The 15,570-nt window shown below is 49.1% G+C and carries 20 protein-coding genes; 8 read left to right on the top strand and 12 right to left on the bottom strand.

The window, feature by feature from the left end; genetic code table 11:
- Nucleotides 1-108 precede the first annotated feature (108 nt).
- Nucleotides 109-459: a hypothetical protein gene (locus GM173_RS04535; protein WP_203570121.1), complete on the bottom strand. Its 351-nt coding sequence runs from the start codon at nucleotides 457-459 to the stop codon at nucleotides 109-111.
- A gap of 118 nt (nucleotides 460-577) precedes the next feature.
- Between GM173_RS04535 and GM173_RS04530 the strand changes: the two genes are divergently transcribed.
- The 3 genes from GM173_RS04530 (at nucleotide 578) to GM173_RS04520 (ending at nucleotide 2,169) form a co-directional block, all read left to right on the top strand.
- The gene (locus GM173_RS04530) at nucleotides 578-937 is read left to right on the top strand and encodes a hypothetical protein (protein WP_203570120.1); all 360 of its coding nucleotides are present in this window, start codon (nucleotides 578-580) and stop codon (nucleotides 935-937) included.
- 111 nt (nucleotides 938-1,048) lie between these two features.
- Nucleotides 1,049-1,747, top strand: a complete 699-nt coding sequence (locus GM173_RS04525) for an SIMPL domain-containing protein (RefSeq protein WP_203570119.1) — start codon at nucleotides 1,049-1,051, stop codon at nucleotides 1,745-1,747.
- Nucleotides 1,747-2,169, top strand: a complete 423-nt coding sequence (locus GM173_RS04520; RefSeq protein WP_203570118.1) for a protein YgfX — start codon at nucleotides 1,747-1,749, stop codon at nucleotides 2,167-2,169. The genes GM173_RS04525 and GM173_RS04520 overlap by 1 nt, the downstream gene beginning before the upstream one ends.
- Here the strand turns inward: GM173_RS04520 and GM173_RS04515 are convergent.
- On the bottom strand, nucleotides 2,166-2,654 hold the full coding sequence (locus tag GM173_RS04515) for a GNAT family N-acetyltransferase (RefSeq protein ID WP_203570117.1): 489 nt from the start codon (nucleotides 2,652-2,654) through the stop codon (nucleotides 2,166-2,168). The two genes, GM173_RS04520 and GM173_RS04515, sit on opposite strands and share 4 nt — an antisense overlap.
- 17 nt (nucleotides 2,655-2,671) lie before the next feature.
- On the opposite strand from GM173_RS04515, the gene GM173_RS04510 reads away from it, so the two are divergent.
- Nucleotides 2,672-3,001, top strand: a complete 330-nt coding sequence (locus GM173_RS04510) for a YkgJ family cysteine cluster protein (RefSeq protein ID WP_203570116.1) — start codon at nucleotides 2,672-2,674, stop codon at nucleotides 2,999-3,001.
- Nucleotides 3,002-3,120: 119 nt separating this feature from the next.
- Here GM173_RS04510 and GM173_RS04505 read toward each other — a convergent pair whose 3' ends face one another.
- The 4 genes from GM173_RS04505 to GM173_RS04490 all read right to left on the bottom strand — a co-directional run bounded on the left by GM173_RS04505 (nucleotide 3,121) and on the right by GM173_RS04490 (nucleotide 7,156).
- Nucleotides 3,121-4,866, bottom strand: coding sequence for a DEAD/DEAH box helicase (locus tag GM173_RS04505; protein ID WP_203570115.1), 1,746 nt, complete (start codon nucleotides 4,864-4,866; stop codon nucleotides 3,121-3,123).
- 325 nt (nucleotides 4,867-5,191) lie between these two features.
- Nucleotides 5,192-6,061 (bottom strand): mechanosensitive ion channel domain-containing protein, encoded by an 870-nt coding sequence (locus GM173_RS04500; protein ID WP_203570114.1) that lies wholly within the window; start codon nucleotides 6,059-6,061, stop codon nucleotides 5,192-5,194.
- A gap of 124 nt (nucleotides 6,062-6,185) precedes the next feature.
- The gene (locus tag GM173_RS04495; protein ID WP_203570113.1) at nucleotides 6,186-6,530 is read right to left on the bottom strand and encodes a VanZ family protein; all 345 of its coding nucleotides are present in this window, start codon (nucleotides 6,528-6,530) and stop codon (nucleotides 6,186-6,188) included.
- A complete protein-coding gene (locus GM173_RS04490; protein WP_203570112.1) occupies nucleotides 6,527-7,156 on the bottom strand; it encodes a Smr/MutS family protein in 630 nt (209 codons plus the stop codon). Before GM173_RS04490 ends, GM173_RS04495 begins: the two co-directional genes overlap by 4 nt.
- Nucleotides 7,157-7,213: 57 nt before the next feature.
- Between GM173_RS04490 and GM173_RS04485 the strand changes: the two genes are divergently transcribed.
- A complete protein-coding gene (locus GM173_RS04485) occupies nucleotides 7,214-7,612 on the top strand; it encodes an RNA-binding S4 domain-containing protein (protein WP_203570111.1) in 399 nt (132 codons plus the stop codon).
- 96 nt (nucleotides 7,613-7,708) lie between these two features.
- On the opposite strand, the gene GM173_RS04480 is transcribed toward GM173_RS04485, so the two are convergent.
- The 4 genes from GM173_RS04480 to GM173_RS04465 form a co-directional block, all read right to left on the bottom strand.
- Complete coding sequence (locus GM173_RS04480) at nucleotides 7,709-8,551, bottom strand: HDOD domain-containing protein (RefSeq protein WP_203570110.1); 843 nt, start codon at nucleotides 8,549-8,551, stop codon at nucleotides 7,709-7,711.
- An 83-nt stretch (nucleotides 8,552-8,634) separates the two neighbouring features.
- Nucleotides 8,635-9,375 (bottom strand): basic amino acid ABC transporter substrate-binding protein, encoded by a 741-nt coding sequence (locus GM173_RS04475; RefSeq protein WP_203570109.1) that lies wholly within the window; start codon nucleotides 9,373-9,375, stop codon nucleotides 8,635-8,637.
- Nucleotides 9,376-9,459: 84 nt separating this feature from the next.
- Nucleotides 9,460-9,888, bottom strand: a complete 429-nt coding sequence (locus tag GM173_RS04470) for a SufE family protein (RefSeq protein ID WP_203570108.1) — start codon at nucleotides 9,886-9,888, stop codon at nucleotides 9,460-9,462.
- A gap of 3 nt (nucleotides 9,889-9,891) precedes the next feature.
- Nucleotides 9,892-11,097, bottom strand: a complete 1,206-nt coding sequence (locus GM173_RS04465; protein ID WP_203570107.1) for a cysteine desulfurase — start codon at nucleotides 11,095-11,097, stop codon at nucleotides 9,892-9,894.
- Nucleotides 11,098-11,151: 54 nt separating this feature from the next.
- Here GM173_RS04465 and nudB point away from each other — a divergent pair, with 54 nt between their 5' ends.
- Nucleotides 11,152-11,595: a dihydroneopterin triphosphate diphosphatase gene (gene nudB / locus GM173_RS04460; RefSeq protein WP_203570106.1), complete on the top strand. Its 444-nt coding sequence runs from the start codon at nucleotides 11,152-11,154 to the stop codon at nucleotides 11,593-11,595.
- A 162-nt stretch (nucleotides 11,596-11,757) separates the two neighbouring features.
- Here nudB and GM173_RS04455 read toward each other — a convergent pair whose 3' ends face one another.
- Both GM173_RS04455 and GM173_RS04450 read right to left on the bottom strand, forming a co-directional pair.
- The gene (locus GM173_RS04455) at nucleotides 11,758-13,449 is read right to left on the bottom strand and encodes an FAD-dependent oxidoreductase (RefSeq protein WP_203570105.1); all 1,692 of its coding nucleotides are present in this window, start codon (nucleotides 13,447-13,449) and stop codon (nucleotides 11,758-11,760) included.
- Complete coding sequence (locus GM173_RS04450; RefSeq protein ID WP_203570104.1) at nucleotides 13,449-14,960, bottom strand: polyamine aminopropyltransferase; 1,512 nt, start codon at nucleotides 14,958-14,960, stop codon at nucleotides 13,449-13,451. Before GM173_RS04450 ends, GM173_RS04455 begins: the two co-directional genes overlap by 1 nt.
- A gap of 64 nt (nucleotides 14,961-15,024) precedes the next feature.
- On the opposite strand from GM173_RS04450, the gene GM173_RS04445 reads away from it, so the two are divergent.
- Complete coding sequence (locus GM173_RS04445) at nucleotides 15,025-15,426, top strand: DUF350 domain-containing protein (protein WP_203570103.1); 402 nt, start codon at nucleotides 15,025-15,027, stop codon at nucleotides 15,424-15,426.
- A gap of 21 nt (nucleotides 15,427-15,447) precedes the next feature.
- The gene (locus GM173_RS16170) at nucleotides 15,448-15,570 is read left to right on the top strand and encodes a hypothetical protein (RefSeq protein WP_275412321.1); all 123 of its coding nucleotides are present in this window, start codon (nucleotides 15,448-15,450) and stop codon (nucleotides 15,568-15,570) included.

Here is a 15,570-nt window from a genome sequence, read left to right as displayed (position 1 = left end):
AGTTTGAGGTAAAAGTGCTTGTGCTTGCTGGTCTTGCTTGGTGTGTTTTTTACTGCATTACTTTGATTGTTGAGGCCAATATCGCGCTGAGTGTGGTGCGATATTGGCTTATGCTGTTAGTTTTTTTAGCAGCTCTAATTGTGTGTAATTGGGTTTGTGTAATTGAATTTGATGGCGAAATAAACTGATATGGCCAATTAGGGCGTTATCAATTACTTTGCCATTTAAATCAAGGGTGTTTCGATTGCAAGTGGCGCCTTCGTATTCAAATACTTCTAACATAAAACGCGCTTCGCTACCGGGTTTTAGTGCGGTGGCAGAGAGCATGACAAGCACATCTGAATTGGCTTCAATGATTTTGCCTTCAATTGGGTTGTGCTGATGTTTTGGTATAATTGCAGCGCGCCAGCGAACGAATTTGCGTCTAGAATTGTCGTGGTTAAATGCATTTTGCGACATGGTCTTTTATAATGCCGATGGTATATCGACTCTGCTGATTTGATTGCTTTATTTTAAAGGCAATTTAAATATGATGTTGGTAAATAGTTTGGCTTGAATTTTATTTTTTGGGGTTTTTATGTTTATTGTTGATCGCTCTGCGGCAATTATTCGGCCAAAAGTCGAGTTTTTAAATTGGCTGAATCAATTGCCGGGTAATGATGTTGTCTTAACGCTGGAGGATATTCGTACTGATTGTACGGTACTGATGGTGCCAGAAGCAGCGGAGCCTGAAGATGCGATTGCCTATATTGATGAGATTTCTGAAAAGATATTCTCGATGGAGTTGGCTTCTTGGGTTGCGGATGATACTTTGTGGCCACAAAAACGTAATTTAAAAATGTTTTGGGATTGGTTTGATGTAGAAATTCATTTGGGTGTGATGGATTCGGTATCTGATGAAATTCACAATACGCCGACTGATCATGGTTATCATTGATTGAATTGGCTTGGCTAGGGTAAATAGTTGACTGCTTACTTGGCTGGCTTCATCGTACATTTGCGTCTTTAATGATGTTGTCCAACGACAAACTAGCATGAGGTTTTAGAAATGCGTCATTTTTTAGTATTAGCGACTCTGTTGACTGGCACGGCGATGGCGGCTGATGTCGCTCCACCGCGTAATATAGTGAACTTTGAATCGCAGGCGACTCGTGAGGTGCCGAATGATCTGGCGTTGGCGACTTTGTTTGTCGAATTTACAGATGCTGATCCTGCGCGCTTGGCTGAAAAGGTGAATTTAGCCTTGGCTGGCGGCTTAAAGTTGCTCAAGCAGTATCCGACGGTGCAATCAGGCGGAACCAGTTTTGCGACTTACCCGCTGTATTCAAGTAAAAATAATAAACAGGAGGGCTGGCGCAGTCGCGGTGAGTTGCGGGTGTCATCAAAAGACTTTGCTGCGCTGTCGAAATTGGTCGGTGAACTGCAAAAATCAACTGGTACTAGCCCAATGCAATTGGCCGAGGTGCGTTATGCCGTTTCTGATGAGGCGCGTAGCAAGGCAGAAGAAGGCTTGATCGAAGAAGGGATTGCCCAGTTTAAGCGCCGTGCTGGGGTGATTCAAAAAAGTATGTCGGCTAGCAACTGGAAAATGATGTCGATGAACGTGAATACTTCAGGTTTCCGGCCTGAAATGCGCCCGATGATGATGAAAAGCGCCGCGATGATGGATGCTGCGCCGGCGCCGATTGAGGGGGGTGAAAGCCGCCTGCAAGTGAATGTGAGTGGCAGTATTCAGTTGGCGGACTAATGCGTCCCGCGACCTTACTGATTAACCCCGTGCCGATATGGCGACGGGGTTTTTTATTGTTGGTATTTTCTGTGGCTATTGCGGGGTGTATAGCGCTCAATGGCTTGCTTAGCATTGTCTTGCTGGCAATACTGGTGAGTTCTCTGGTTTTTTATTGGCGCAAGCGAGAGCCTGTTACGCTGCTGCAACTGCATGAGTCCGGCGAGATTGAGGTCGGTAGAGCGCAAGGGCAGTTGGAATTAATGCGTTTGCTGCCTAGTAGCGTGGTGACGAGTGTCGGTATGGTGCTGCATTTGCAAGGTGCAGAGCGGCGCATTGCCGTGGTGCTGTGGCCTGATAGCGCGCCCGCTGAGGTTTTACGACAGTGGCGGGTGTATCTGCGGTGGATTTGGTCTGATCGTAACGGGCAAGCTGAGGATTAAAGAGGGCGTGACATGCAAACTGCCTTGTCGCCGTAGCCGCTAAATTCTACGGCAGCTTGAGTGGTAAATTGGTGTTTTCGCCAAAAACTGTCGGCTCCCAATACCGCCACGAGCATTGCTTGGCTAAATTGTGACTGCTTGGCCCATTCGAGCGCATGTTGAATTAATCGATCGGCGAGTTGCTGGCCGCGTGCGGTCGGTAAAATGGCGAGGTCGTGAATATAAAATCGATCTGCGTGGGCGGGTAATTCTGCCAGTTTTTGGCCGAGTGCAGGCGGCGTATTGCCGTGCCATGGGTGGCAAAATAGATAACCTAGTGTTTGGCCTTCAATTTCAATAAGCCATGAGCATTTAGGGGCGAGCGCTTGTTTGCGCTGCAACGTCGCGGCCGATTCGATAAAATCGGCAGGATAGCAAGCTGCTTGGATTTCAAGTATCGCCTGAATGTCATTCGCGGTTTGGGTGCGTATGCTGATTGATTGCATTTTAGGAATAAGTCGTGATGAAGAATGAGTGTTTAAGTTGTGGTGCTTGCTGTGCTGCGTTTCGAGTGTCATTTGATCGCTCGGAGTTAAGTAGCGAGGGTGGTCAAGTGCCTGACGGATTGGCTGACTACGAAACTCAGCAAACCATGCGTTTGCGCGGTACTGATTATGCTCAGCCTCGTTGTATTGCGCTGGTCGGCGTCATTGGTCAGCAAGTGTCGTGCGGTATTTATGCTGAACGACCGTCGCCGTGTCAAGAATTTGCACCGATGTCCTCAGTGGGTGTTTTTATCGAGGCCTGTAATCGGGCGCGAGCTCGACATGGATTGCCTGCGTTGCCGATATAAATAATGTGTAAGGGGTATTGTCTGCAAGTTAATATTAGGCAAAGAGTTTGGTTGCATACCTCAGCAACAAATAAAGGCAGCCAAGGCTGCCTTTATTGTTTAAATCTCACGCGTTGTGATTATTCGAAGCGGCCGCCACCGCGGTTACCGCTGGGCTTGCCTTGATAGCCGCCAGAGCTACGACGTTGACCATCGCCACCGCGACCTGCGTAGCCGCCGTCGCGATTGCCACCACCGAAGCCGCCAGTGCGTGGAGCAGCATCACGACCGCCGTAGCTGCCGCGGTTGCCTTGGTAGCCATTGTCACGACCGCCGCCATAGCCGCCGCGGTTACCTTCATAGCCACCATCACGATTGCCGTTACCGTAGCCGCCAGTACGGCCACCATCGCGATCACGGCTTTGACCTGTGCCAAAACTGCGGTCACGATTTTGACCTTGATAACCGTTGTCGCGAGAGCTACTTGGGCGATGATGGCTTTGGTAGCCTGCTTCGCCGCGTGGATGCGTGCCTTCGCTACGACCACCGTTATAGCTTTCGCTGCGACCTGCATCGCGGTCGCGATTGCCTTGGTAGCCGCCATCACGGTTGCCTTGATAGCCACGACCACCGCCATTGCCTGCAGGGCGGCCACGGCCACCACCCGGACGACCGCGATCATGGCCACCTGTGCCTGCACGACCTGGTTGGAAGCGAGCTTCCAAACCTTCAATGACTTGAACACTAAAGTTCAAATTGTATTGACGGCGAATGCGTGTCAATAAAGTGAAGTCGTTTTTAGTAACCAATGATACGGCTTCACCAGAGCGACCTGCGCGGCCGGTACGACCAATCCGGTGAATATAGTCTTCACTAAAACGTGGCAAGTCAAAGTTCAATACTAGTGTAATGCCCGCCACGTCGATGCCGCGGGCTGCAACATCAGTCGCAACCAACACATCGATATCGCCTCTGCGCAAGCGATCTAAGGTGCGGCGGCGATCACGTTGTGCCAAGTCGCCGTGCATTGCAGCAGAGCGGAAGCCTTCCATTTTGAGCCATTCAGACAATTCATCTGCGCTGATTTTAGTTGCGGTAAAAATAATCGTTTGCTGGCCTTCGTTTTTCTTTAGTAAAGCTGCGGTTAATTTTTGTTTGTGCTCGTAGCCGTCTGCGTAATGCACTGATTGCTCAATCTGTGCTTGCATGGTCGCTTGCGGTGCCATTTCCACGAGTTTTGGCGCTTTGAGCATTGGCACAGCAAAGCGTTGCACTGATTCAGTCAATGTTGCAGAGAAGAGGGCAGTTTGGCGCTCTTTTGGTAATGCATCCACAATGGCTTCGACTTCATCGATAAAACCCATGTCGAGCATGCGGTCTGCTTCGTCGAGTACCAGCATTTCCAAGCGTTTGAAGTCAATGCGGCCACTGCGCATCAAATCAGTGAGGCGGCCTGGGGTTGCAACCAAAACTTCGTAAGGTTGCGACAGTAGTTTATTTTGTACTGGGTAAGGTACGCCGCCGACTACGCTAACAACTTTGCAGCGGTGGATGTTGCGGCACAAATCGGTGGCTACTTTTGAAACTTGCTCAGCGAGTTCGCGAGTCGGAGTCAAAACCAGGATACGTGGGCCACGCGCGAAGTGTTTCGCTTCTTTGGTGAGGCGGTGTAACGCAGGTAGCAAGAACGCGGCTGTTTTGCCCGTTCCTGTTTGCGCCGAAGCCATGATGTCGTTGCCAGCTAGCAATTCAGGGATTGATGCTGCTTGAATTGGTGTTGGCGTATTGAAGCCTTGGGCGGCCAAAATGTCAGTCAGTTGTGGTGCTAAACCTAATTCTACAAAAGCGTTAGGCGTAGCTGATTCAGGCGCAGTAGTGTGCGGCATAGGTGTTGTCCTTGTAAGGTATCGGGCTGGAAAACCAGCGCAGCATCGACGCCAACCAGGAACAACCGCTTTATCAATTAGCACGCGGGAATAAGGTTAGAGGCGATGATGGGGGTGCGTATAAACGTGCGAAAAATAATGGGGCACGGATGAAGGAGGCGAATTATGCCGACCTATTGCCAATTATGCAACATATTTATTACGTTTGTTTGAAGAGTTACTGATTTGCTGTTAGGGCGGTTGTTGCGTGCTGGCGCGATTTAGCAGCGAGTTAGTGTATTTGCGGTAACGGATTCACCTATGACTAGACTGTTAAACACCGGTATTACTGGTCAATGTCGTGTTGATTGGCCTGGCGCTGCTTAAATTCACGCAAAAATTGTCGTAAGATACGTTGCTCTATTTTGGCGCGCAAGCCCAACGGCGCGGGCAGTTGCAGTTGCAAGGCGATGCTATCAATATCGTCCAGAATAATCCGCACGCGCGGTTCTTGCAGCGGCGTATCAATAATGTAGTCACTGGCAATTTCTTTGGCGTGGCTAACCAACTCCTTGCAGTACTCCGCAATCGTCTCGCGGCCACATTCAAGGAGAATTGTTTCGGCAAGCTCCCAATCGGCATCACGCTCAATGTGGATGTGGATGGTTTGAATTGCAAAATGCCCCATCATGGTTTCATTGTAAACTGGGTTGGTAAATAGCATTGAATTGGGGATTTTGATGCCTCGGCCAACCGTGCCTTTGTGGTGTTCAGCGCGACTGGATTCAATTAATGTGGTTGATATTAAATTCACATCAATGACTTGACCTTTAATGCCCGCGATTTCAATTCGATCTCCAAGCTCATACAGGCGAGTGCTGGTGCGGTAAATTGATCCGAGCATACACAGAATTACTTCTTTGGTGGCCAAAACGAAAGCGGCGGCCACTGCGACCAAAGAAACCGCAAAGGTTTGAATTTCTTGCCCCCAAATCAGTACCGCGCCCAGTACAGTTGTAATTAATATGCTGTTGCGCAGCGTTACTAACCAGCGTCGCTTGGTTTCTAGGCTGAAATCTTCGCGGAGCAAAATGGCTTTACGCATTCCCGCGCGTAAAGTCAGCATCGCGATAATGAGTAAAATGCTTAGTGCCAAATCTCGCAATAAGCCGCGATCAAGTAAAAAAGGAAATTGTTGGCTAAGGTTTTCTAGCATGGGTATATTCTTCTGTACTTTGTTTAATAAGGTCTATCTGGCTATACATACTTATAATTAATGCTCACTCAATCCATAGGCTGGTTGGCAAATCGGTTTTAAAATCTTGAGCGTGCATTTTGACTTATTGTCGCTTCAGCCATGCGCAGGCGAGTAATAAACCAAAGACTGCGCCAATACTATTGGCGAGCATATCGTGCGTATCGAAACTGCGATACGGCGTGAGTGCTTGAGCAAATTCAACGGCAACCCCCATCAGTGTTGCGCCTAACCAGATTTTGCGAGGTTGGTGCCAAATCAGTTGTGCAAGCAAGGCCAATACTCCGTAGCCAATAAAATGCTGAATTTTGTCGCCGTTTTCTATGCTGGGGCCGCTCATTGGCATTAAGGAGCCAATCCAGATGCCCAGTGTCCAAAGCCAAAACAGGGTAAGTAGGATGCGTTTAGATTGGGTAGGTAAAAGTTTCATGGTTTTGCTGACTTAAGAAGCACCAATACTGCGCCGCCGCAGCCTTGGAATGGATTGGCTTGGGCAAACGCAAGGACTTCGGGCATTTGCGCTAACCAGTTTTTTAATTTGAGTTTCAATACCGGGATACCCGATGCTGAGCTTAATCCTTTGCCATGGATAATCCGGACACAGCGAAATTGACGTTGTTGGCAATGGTATAAAAATTGCGCGACTTGTGCGCGGGCCGAATCAACGTTTTCACCGTGCAAATCAAGCTCAGCTTCAGCTTGCCAGTCACCACGTTTCAGTTTGCGTAGTGTATCGAGTTTCTGGCCGGGCTTCATATGCATTAATTGCTCACCCGCTTCTAGTTCATCCCAAGGCCAAAAATCGCTCATTGCGTGATTGATGATAGGGCTTTCGACCCGCATTCCTTTGGGCCAGGGGCTGGGTGAAGTAGGCGGATGGTTGAATTTTGCTGTAGTTTTGAGCGGTACAACATCTTTCATAGCTGCCAGAAATAGAGCATGTGGATCTGGCTCGGCCGGCTTTTCGGCAACAATGGCCTTAAAGCGCTGCTCCTGCTGTGCTTCACGTAGCTGCTTGCGTAGTTTTTTAAGTTGTTGTGTGGTGTTTTTATCCATACTCGGCAGGTCTGATCGTCGTAGAATGCCATTTTAACAGTGGAATGCGTCGCATATATGCAAGATAAAGTGCGCTTAGATAAATGGCTTTGGGCTGCGCGATTTTTTAAAACCCGTTCTTGTGCGGCCAAAGCCATCGATGCTGGGCATGTTCATCATCACGGGCAACGGGCAAAATGCGCTAGTGCACCTAAAGTGGGGGATGTGCTTAAAATTCAAACGCCCCATGGCTTATTTGAGGTGCAAGTCTTGCAGTTGGCGGGTCAGCGTGGCTCTGCCGAAGTAGCAAAAAATTTGTATCAGGAAACGGCAGAAAGTGTTATGCGCCGAGAGCGGGATTTATTTGCACAAAAAATGCAGCCCAAGTTTGATCATCCTGATATTAAAGGGCGGCCAACTAAAAAATGGCGCCGCCAATTAAATCAAGCGGTTGCAGATGGCTATGGTGACAATTGATATTAAGGAAAAATCTTGTGCTGCTTGGCTTGCTTACTATTGCTGTGTCGTAAGTGGTAGAAGGGTGTCTTGATCGCAAGCGCATGGCGGCAGAAATTAAAGCAATAGCCCGATGTGATCGACAATGTCTTCAAATTCTTCGAGTTTGAATGCGAGATGATTGAGTAAAACCGGTTCAATGCTGCGCCATTCAATGTGCTCAAACTGTTTGATATTCATTTTTAAAATGTGCTCGGCCAGGCTGGCAATCGCGATGAGCGTGCAGATGTGATGCCACTCTGCTTCTTCTCCATGCTCAAATAAGCTGTAATCATGGTGATTTAAAATTGCCAATTGAGCGTCTTCGGGCAGGTACCAGGTACGCGCCAGCAAATAGCCAACTACATTATGGCTCGTTTGATGGCGCCGATTTTCCAGCTCGATAAATTCTTGTCGCGACATCCGCTCGCCACGCTCTAAGGTTTCCATATAGTTTGGGAAACGCCCAGACATGAGTACTTGCCCACAATTATGAAATAAACCAAAGGTGTAGGCTTCGGCGCTGTCTATGCCATGCACGTTTTCGCTCAGTGCCGCGGCGATCATTGCCATGCGGTTAGCGCTATCCCAGAAATAATCCATTTGGCGGTTGTCGCCACTTAATACTTGTCGTAGTACCACGCCTTCAGTGATATTGCAGATATTGCGCAAGCCTAGCAATTTTAAGGCTTCGTCGACTGAGTTGACCCGCTTGTTGAGCTGATAGAACGGTGAGTTAACCGTTTTGAGCATGGTTGCAGATAAAGTGAGGTCGCTATTAATTAGGCGGGCGATTTCATCAAAGTCGGGGTCGTCCGCCTCTTGGGCGGTTTTAATTGCGGTTAAAACATCAGGGCGAGTCGGAATCACCATGCTTTTAAAGATTGACTCAGATTCGGCGGGAGGGATGTCGCGCAACATAGTAATCAGACTTTGTTCTGGGAATAAGCTCAGTGTAGGCGATAGCAAAAAAAATACGGCGAAATCGCCGTATTTTTCTGGTTTTATTTGTTGCCAAAGTACTGGGTGTGGATTTTTTGATAGCTACCATCGGCTTTGATGCCCGCAAGGCCGGCGTTGATCTCGTCTAAGAGCTTTTTATTGCCTTTGCGCACTGCAATTCCGTATTGCTCGACCGCAAAGCTTGAGTCGTCAATCAGGCGAAATTTTTGCCCAGGATTGTTAATTAAATAATTTTTGACTACCGCATTGTCGGCAACAACCGCACTGACGCCGCTATTGGCTAGCTCTGCTAGTGCAAGAGTAATGTTCTCGAAGCGGCGAATGTCGGGGCTGGTTTTGCCAAATTGTTTTTGAACGACGGTGTCGCCGGTCGTGCCGTTTTGTACGCCGATTTTCTTGCCTTTCAAGTCGCTAAGCTGTTTAACAGGGCTGCCTTCTTTTACTACGATCAGTTGCTTGGCATCGAAATAAGGCGCAGAAAAATCCATGCTTTTTTGGCGCTCAGGTGTGATGGTGACCGCCGCAATAACAATATCGCGCTCGCCATTATTGAGACTAGCAAATAAGCCTTCCCATGGTGTGTTGTGCAATTTAATTTTGAAGCCTTGTTTTTTGGCAATCGCGTTGATGATATCGGCGTCAAAACCAACAATTTCTTTGTTCTTGTTGAGGGACTCAAACGGCGCGAAGGTTGCGTCGGTTGCTGCAGTGTAGGTTTTCTCTGCCATTGCCGAGCAAGAAATAAAACCAATTGCAAGGCTGAGGGCTAGTTTTTTGAACATAAAGAACTCCGGTTGACTGAGTGGATGTCAGTCAGAATGCGCCACCGTCATTCACTCGGTCAATGCGAGAAAACCGCAATCGGCTTACAAATTGGCTTGGTTTTTGATGTGGTTCACAATTGCTTTAAGACCATTGCCGCGGCTCGCAGATAAAAATCGCTGCAAGCCAAGCTCGTTGAGCCATGCGGTAAAGTCAAATTGGCTGATTTCTTCAGCGGTTTTGCCGTGATAGGCCGCCAAGACGAGTGCTAATAAGCCCTTGATGATTTTGGAGTCGCCGTCGGCCGCGATCTGAATCTGCACGTCATTTTTGTATAGCCAGAGCCAGACTTGGCTTTCGCAACCACTGATGCGGTGTGCGTCATCCCGCATTTCAATCGGGAACTCAGGCAGTTCACGCGCTAGTTGGACTAAAAGTCGGTTCTTTGCCTCCCAGCCTTGTGCGTGCGAAAGTCGCTCGCTCAAATTATTTAGGCTGATTTCAGTGCCAAAGGGGTGAGTGGGCAGAATCATAATTTAACTCAGTATTTCAAGCGTATCGGTAAGAACCGCCAAAAAGTATTCAACGTCTTGGCTCGTATTGTAGGCAGCAAATGAAGCACGCAAAGTGCCTGAGATACCTAGGGTATGTAATAGTGGCTGAGCACAGTGGTGTCCTACTCGTACGGCAATACCCCTGTGATCTAGAAATTGTGCCACGTCGTATGGATGTGCGGTGGTAAATGTCATCGACGTCAACGCAGCTTTGTTCGGGCTTTGGCCGTGGATGGTGATGCCGGCAATCTGAGCCAATCCCGTTTCCAGTTGTTGCCGTAATTGATGCTCGTGCGCGAGAAGCGCGGAGCGATCAAGGCCACTCAGCCAAGTGAGTGCAGCGCCCAAGCCGACGGCTTGTGCAATCGCAGGTGTGCCCGCTTCAAAGCGATACGGTGCCGCGGCGTAAGTGCTGCCGCTAAACGAAACCGAAGCAATCATCTCGCCACCACCTTGCCATGGTGGCATTTTCTGAAGCGTATTATTCTCTACCCAAAGTACACCAATGCCCGTCGGTGCATACGCCTTATGACCGGAAAAGACATAAAAATCTATGCCAAGTGCTTGTACGTCGATTTCCAGATGAGCCACCGCTTGCGCGCCATCGACCAGCACTTTTGCGCCTGCGTGATGTGCTGCATTACACATCCATGCAATCGGCTGAATGCTACCAATCGCATTAGACACATGGCTGATCGCAACCAGCTTGGTCTTGTCCGAAAGTAAACTGGAAAAATGCTCTAAATCGACAGTGCCGTATTGATCGAGTTGAATGATTTTCAACACCGCGCCAGTTCGCTGCGCCAGCATTTGCCACGGCACGATATTGGCATGGTGTTCCAGCGCCGACAGAATGATTTCATCGCCGGCGCTCAGTGTGCTGCCCCAAGTATTGGCGACTAAATTGATGGCTTCGGTGGTGCCTCGCGTGAAAATGATTTCTTCGTGACTTGGTGCATTAATAAAATTCGCAACAATTTGCCGTGCGCCTTCATATGCGTCGGTGGCTGCGGAGGCTAAACGATGCGCGCCGCGATGGACATTGGCGTTATGATTTTCGTAAAAAAATCGCTCCGCATCGAGTACGCAGCGCGGTTTTTGCATCGTGGCGGCGTTATCCAGATAAGTCAGATCAGGATGATTACTGAAAATGGGGAACTGTTTTTTGAGTTCTAGGGCGTCAAACATCGAATTCACGTCAAGAAGAGCTGGCGGCTTGGACTTGCAATTGTATAATGCGCCATGCCCTATAAACAGCCTATTTCAATATTACTCGTCATTCATACGCCCGATTTGCAAGTTCTATTGCTGGAGCGCTGTGATTTTGCAGGTGCTTGGCAGTCGGTAACTGGCAGTTGCGAAGCGGGAGAAACACTGATTGATACCGCTCGCCGAGAATTGTTTGAAGAAACCGGTTTGGTGGTGAGCGCTGCGCAAATTGTCGATTGGCAGTATTCCTCTGATTTTGAGATTTTCGAACGCTGGCGGCATCGTTATGCGCCGGGTGTTACGCACAACACCGAGCACGTGTTTAGTGTCCAAGTGCCTGCCAATAGCGTTATCACGATTGCACCGCGCGAACACACGCAGTATTGCTGGGCCAGCATCGATGAAGCGGTGACGAAAGTGTTTTCACCGTCGAATGCCGATGCTTTGCGACAACTTGCTGGAAAATTCAAAGGCTAGAGTCCACGAAAGACACGAAAAGCACGAAAATTTAAAGTTAAAAGCTTTGGGTAATATGCGCGTTTTTCTTAATACTTTGCTCTGGTGGTCACAGTAGAGTAAGAGCGTGGAAAATCACTCAGCTGTCGGGTCTTTTTCCGTGTCTTTCGTGTTGTTCGTGGACTAGATTTCTAATTTTTGTAGCACTCGCCGCGCGGCCACATCGCCCCACCAAGCTGCCTCTTCAAAAATCGACAAACCACTTAAATCGCTGTGCGCGAATTGGATTCGGCTGTTTTGTTGAATCAGATTTTGAATGCCTGCGTTGGTCAAAAAGCCGGGGGTAGGGCTGCTCATGGCGTGACCACGCAATGTGATTTCCACTTGCTGCACATATTGCTGTGCTTTGAATCGATTGCCCCAACCATAGGCTGCGTCTAAATCTTGCGCTGCAATCGCGTATAGCTCGTCTCCCGTTGCCTGTTGCAGTCGCTGTCGCACTTGCTTGGGGTGTTCGCCTGCGTAGGCATGATAGGCTGTCATGACGCTGTGCTGCGGCTTGGCGGTGCGAATCAATTGATGTGTACTATTGACGAACCCTAAGCTGTCACTGCCGTAGATGACATTGTCCCAGGCCAGTGGGTGATGGTCGGGCTCGTCGGGAAATCGATGGATAAGGAAATTGCTGACTTGCCACGGCGCGTGGTGTGCACCGTGTTGTTTGAGATCGAAACCTAAGGACTTGATATGAGTGACGACGTGTGCCGCAACGTGCAATGGCATCGCACAGATGACGTGATCGGCTATCAGGCGGCTGGCGGTTTTATTTTTACTATCGACTACATCGACGGCGACGGTGTTACCTTGCTCGTGCACCCGAGTTGCCATGCCGTGCAGGCGTTGCGAGGCATTTAGTTTGCTCGCCATATGTCGAATCAGTGGATTGAGACCATCAGGCCACGTTAGCACGGCCGCTTCGTGTGCGTTGTTGGCTTGCCCACCGCGACTTGAAAAATAATGCAGTCCTGCCCATGCCGAGGTTTGCGCTAGATTGATGCCGTAATCATCACGGCAAGCGTAGTCCAAATACCATAGCAAACTAGGTGCGGTGTAATGATTGCGTTTGAGCCATTCGGCAAAACTGATTTGATCGAGTGCGCGCCAGGCCGGATCTTGGCTTGATTGGGCTAGCGGCACGCAAAATGGACGTTTGCCATCGTTGCCGATGTGTTGTTTGATGTGTTCTATGTATTGAAAAAAGCGTTTTTGTTCGGCGATTTCTGCGGCGGGAACGCCGTGCTGTGGGATGAGTCCTTCTTGCCATTGACCGTGAATCAATAAACGGTCTTCGGGGGCGTGCACTAGCACTCGCTCATCAAAAGTCGGCGTTGGGCTAAATGGGTTGGCCTCAATCACGCCCATGTCGAGCAAGAGTTCGCGGATGTGGGTTGATTCCATCGACGGTAACGGTAGGTAGTGCGCGCCACGCGGATAATTAACTTTTGTATGGTCTATTGGGCTACGGCGTAGTCTTGAAAGCAAATCGGCTTGTGGTGTGAATTGGCCAGCGGCGCAATTGCCGCCAAATTCCGGCCCTTCGATCAAGGAAAAATCAGTAAAGCCACTTTTTGCTAAACGCCACGCAGCAAAGAGTCCTGCCGCGCCAGCCCCCAAAATGGCGACTTTGACGCGTTGTTCACTGCTTGGCGTAATTGAGTGGGTATTGCCACGTAGGCTATGACCCGCATCCATTCCCGGTAGATACACCGTAATAGGTAAGCCCCAAGACGTAATTTTTGTACAAGCGGGCAGCGCTGCGGCTAGGCCAAGTGCAGCGCTGCTTTGTAAAAATTGTCTGCGATTCAGTGACCACATCAGCGAATTACCTTCGCCCAGTCTTGCTCGAAATAATTGACCAGAGATTGATTGTTCAGTTGGTTAACTTCAACTTTGACCGGCTGCATGTCGGGCGGAAAAAAGAACATTTGCCGAGTGGTTTCAGCATCGAGAAATTTCATCGGCACGCGATAACTCGTCGGTGGCGCATAGCCGGTTTTTTTGCTGGCAAGGATAAAACCCCATTCCCCAAAAGACGGTACAAAAGCGTGATAAGGGTGGGTATGGAGCCCTACGCTTTGTAAAGTAGCATTTATACACCAATACGAGTAGGGTGCATGCAGTGGTGAGGTCGATTGCACTACCATCAGGCCATTTTCACTTAAGTGTTTCATCACTAAACGATACATCGGCACCGAATACAGTTTACCGAGTGCAAAATTAGATGGGTCAGGAAAATCAATGATAATCGCGTCAAACATGCCTTGTTCGCTTTCTAGCCATTGCCCGGCATCAGCGTTAATGACTTTGACTTTGGGGTTGCTCAGTGAGTTTTGATTAAATCCAGTGAGTTTGGCGTTGTGGGTAAATAAGTCGGTCATCGCAGGGTCAAGGTCGACCAGGGTGATCTGTTCGATATTGGGGTATTTCAATATTTCGCGTACCGCCAAACCATCGCCGCCACCTAGCACTAGCACGCGCCGCGCATGGGGTAGTTTTTCTAAAACAGGGTGGACAAGGGCTTCGTGGTAGCGATATTCATCGCGGCTGGAAAATTGTAAATTGCCGTTGATATACAGCCGTGTGTCGTTCTTCCATTGCGTAATCAATAGACGCTGATACGGCGTGGTTTGCGCATGGATGATCTCATCACCGTACAGTGTTTTTTCACTCCAGCGGGTCAGGTGCTCAGAGGTGAACATCGCGCCGATTAAAACCATGACCGCTACGCCGCCGCGCATCAGTTGCGTCGTCGGTGACGCGAGGTGCTGGCGAAAAATTTGCGTGGTCATCAGTGCAATACCGACATTGATTAGACCAAACAAGATGGCGGAGCGCGCTAAGCCTAAATGTGGCGCCAGCACCAGCGGAAACAGCAGCGACACGGCGAGTGCGCCCATGTAATCAAAGGTTAAAACGCGGCTCACAATGTCGTTAAAAGCAGTCTTACGTTGGTTTAAGACGCGCATCACCAAGGGAATCTCCATCCCAACAAAAAAACCGGTGATAAATACGAGTGCATACAGCACCGAACGGAACGGTGCGCTGGCCCATGCGAATACGACAAACAATAGCGTGGCTGATAAGCCGCCAATCAGGCCGACCAGCAACTCGATTTCGATGAAGGTATCAAGCGTACGTTCTTCTTTGACGTATTTCGAGCAATGTGAACCAATCCCCATTGCAAAAAGATAACAACCAATGATCGAAGAAAACTGCAGGATGGAGTCGCCCATCAAGTAGCTGGCGAGTGCCGCAGCAATCAATTCGTAAGCGAGTCCGCAGCTAGCTACAACAAAAACCGAAAGGATTAGCAGTTTATCTCGCATGGATATTTCGTTCGATATAAGTCAGAATGACAGCATTATGCCTGAGCAGAGTAAGGAATGAATGATGTTAGCCACTTATTTGCCGCCTTTGATTGCGTATTTGAGCTACCTCGCTTGCGGTATCGCGATGCTGATTGTGTTTGCTGTGTTGTATATCAAAGTCACGCCTTACGATGAATTGGCCTTGGTGCGTGATGGTTGCACCGCGGCAGCCTTGTCGTTTGGCGGTGCGTTGATTGGTTTCTCATTGGCGCTGGCCTCGAGTGCCTTGCACGTAAATCGTTTGGAATATTTCATTATCTGGGGCGCATTGGCGGGGCTGATACAGATCGTGGTTTATGTGTGTTTAACGCGCTGTATCAAAGAAATGCCGCAGGAGATTATGGAAAACAACGTCGCCGTCGGTGCGTTGGCGGGCAGTGTTTCCTTGGCGGTCGGCGTGATTAATGCGGGGTGTTTGTCTTAATCAAAAAGTGCGGAGGCAGCAATGGATCAGCACGATAAAGAAAGTAGACAGTCCAATTTGCTAGAAGAAGTGCTCGAATGGGGTTTAGAGAGTCTAGAGTTTGGAATCGATGTGATTTTGGATGTTTTAAACGGTTTGTTTTGA

Origin of the sequence: Deefgea chitinilytica, assembly GCF_016881405.1 — a bacterium.
GTDB classification, from domain to species: domain Bacteria; phylum Pseudomonadota; class Gammaproteobacteria; order Burkholderiales; family Chitinibacteraceae; genus Deefgea; species Deefgea chitinilytica.
This window is presented reverse-complemented; position numbering and strand designations above follow the sequence as displayed.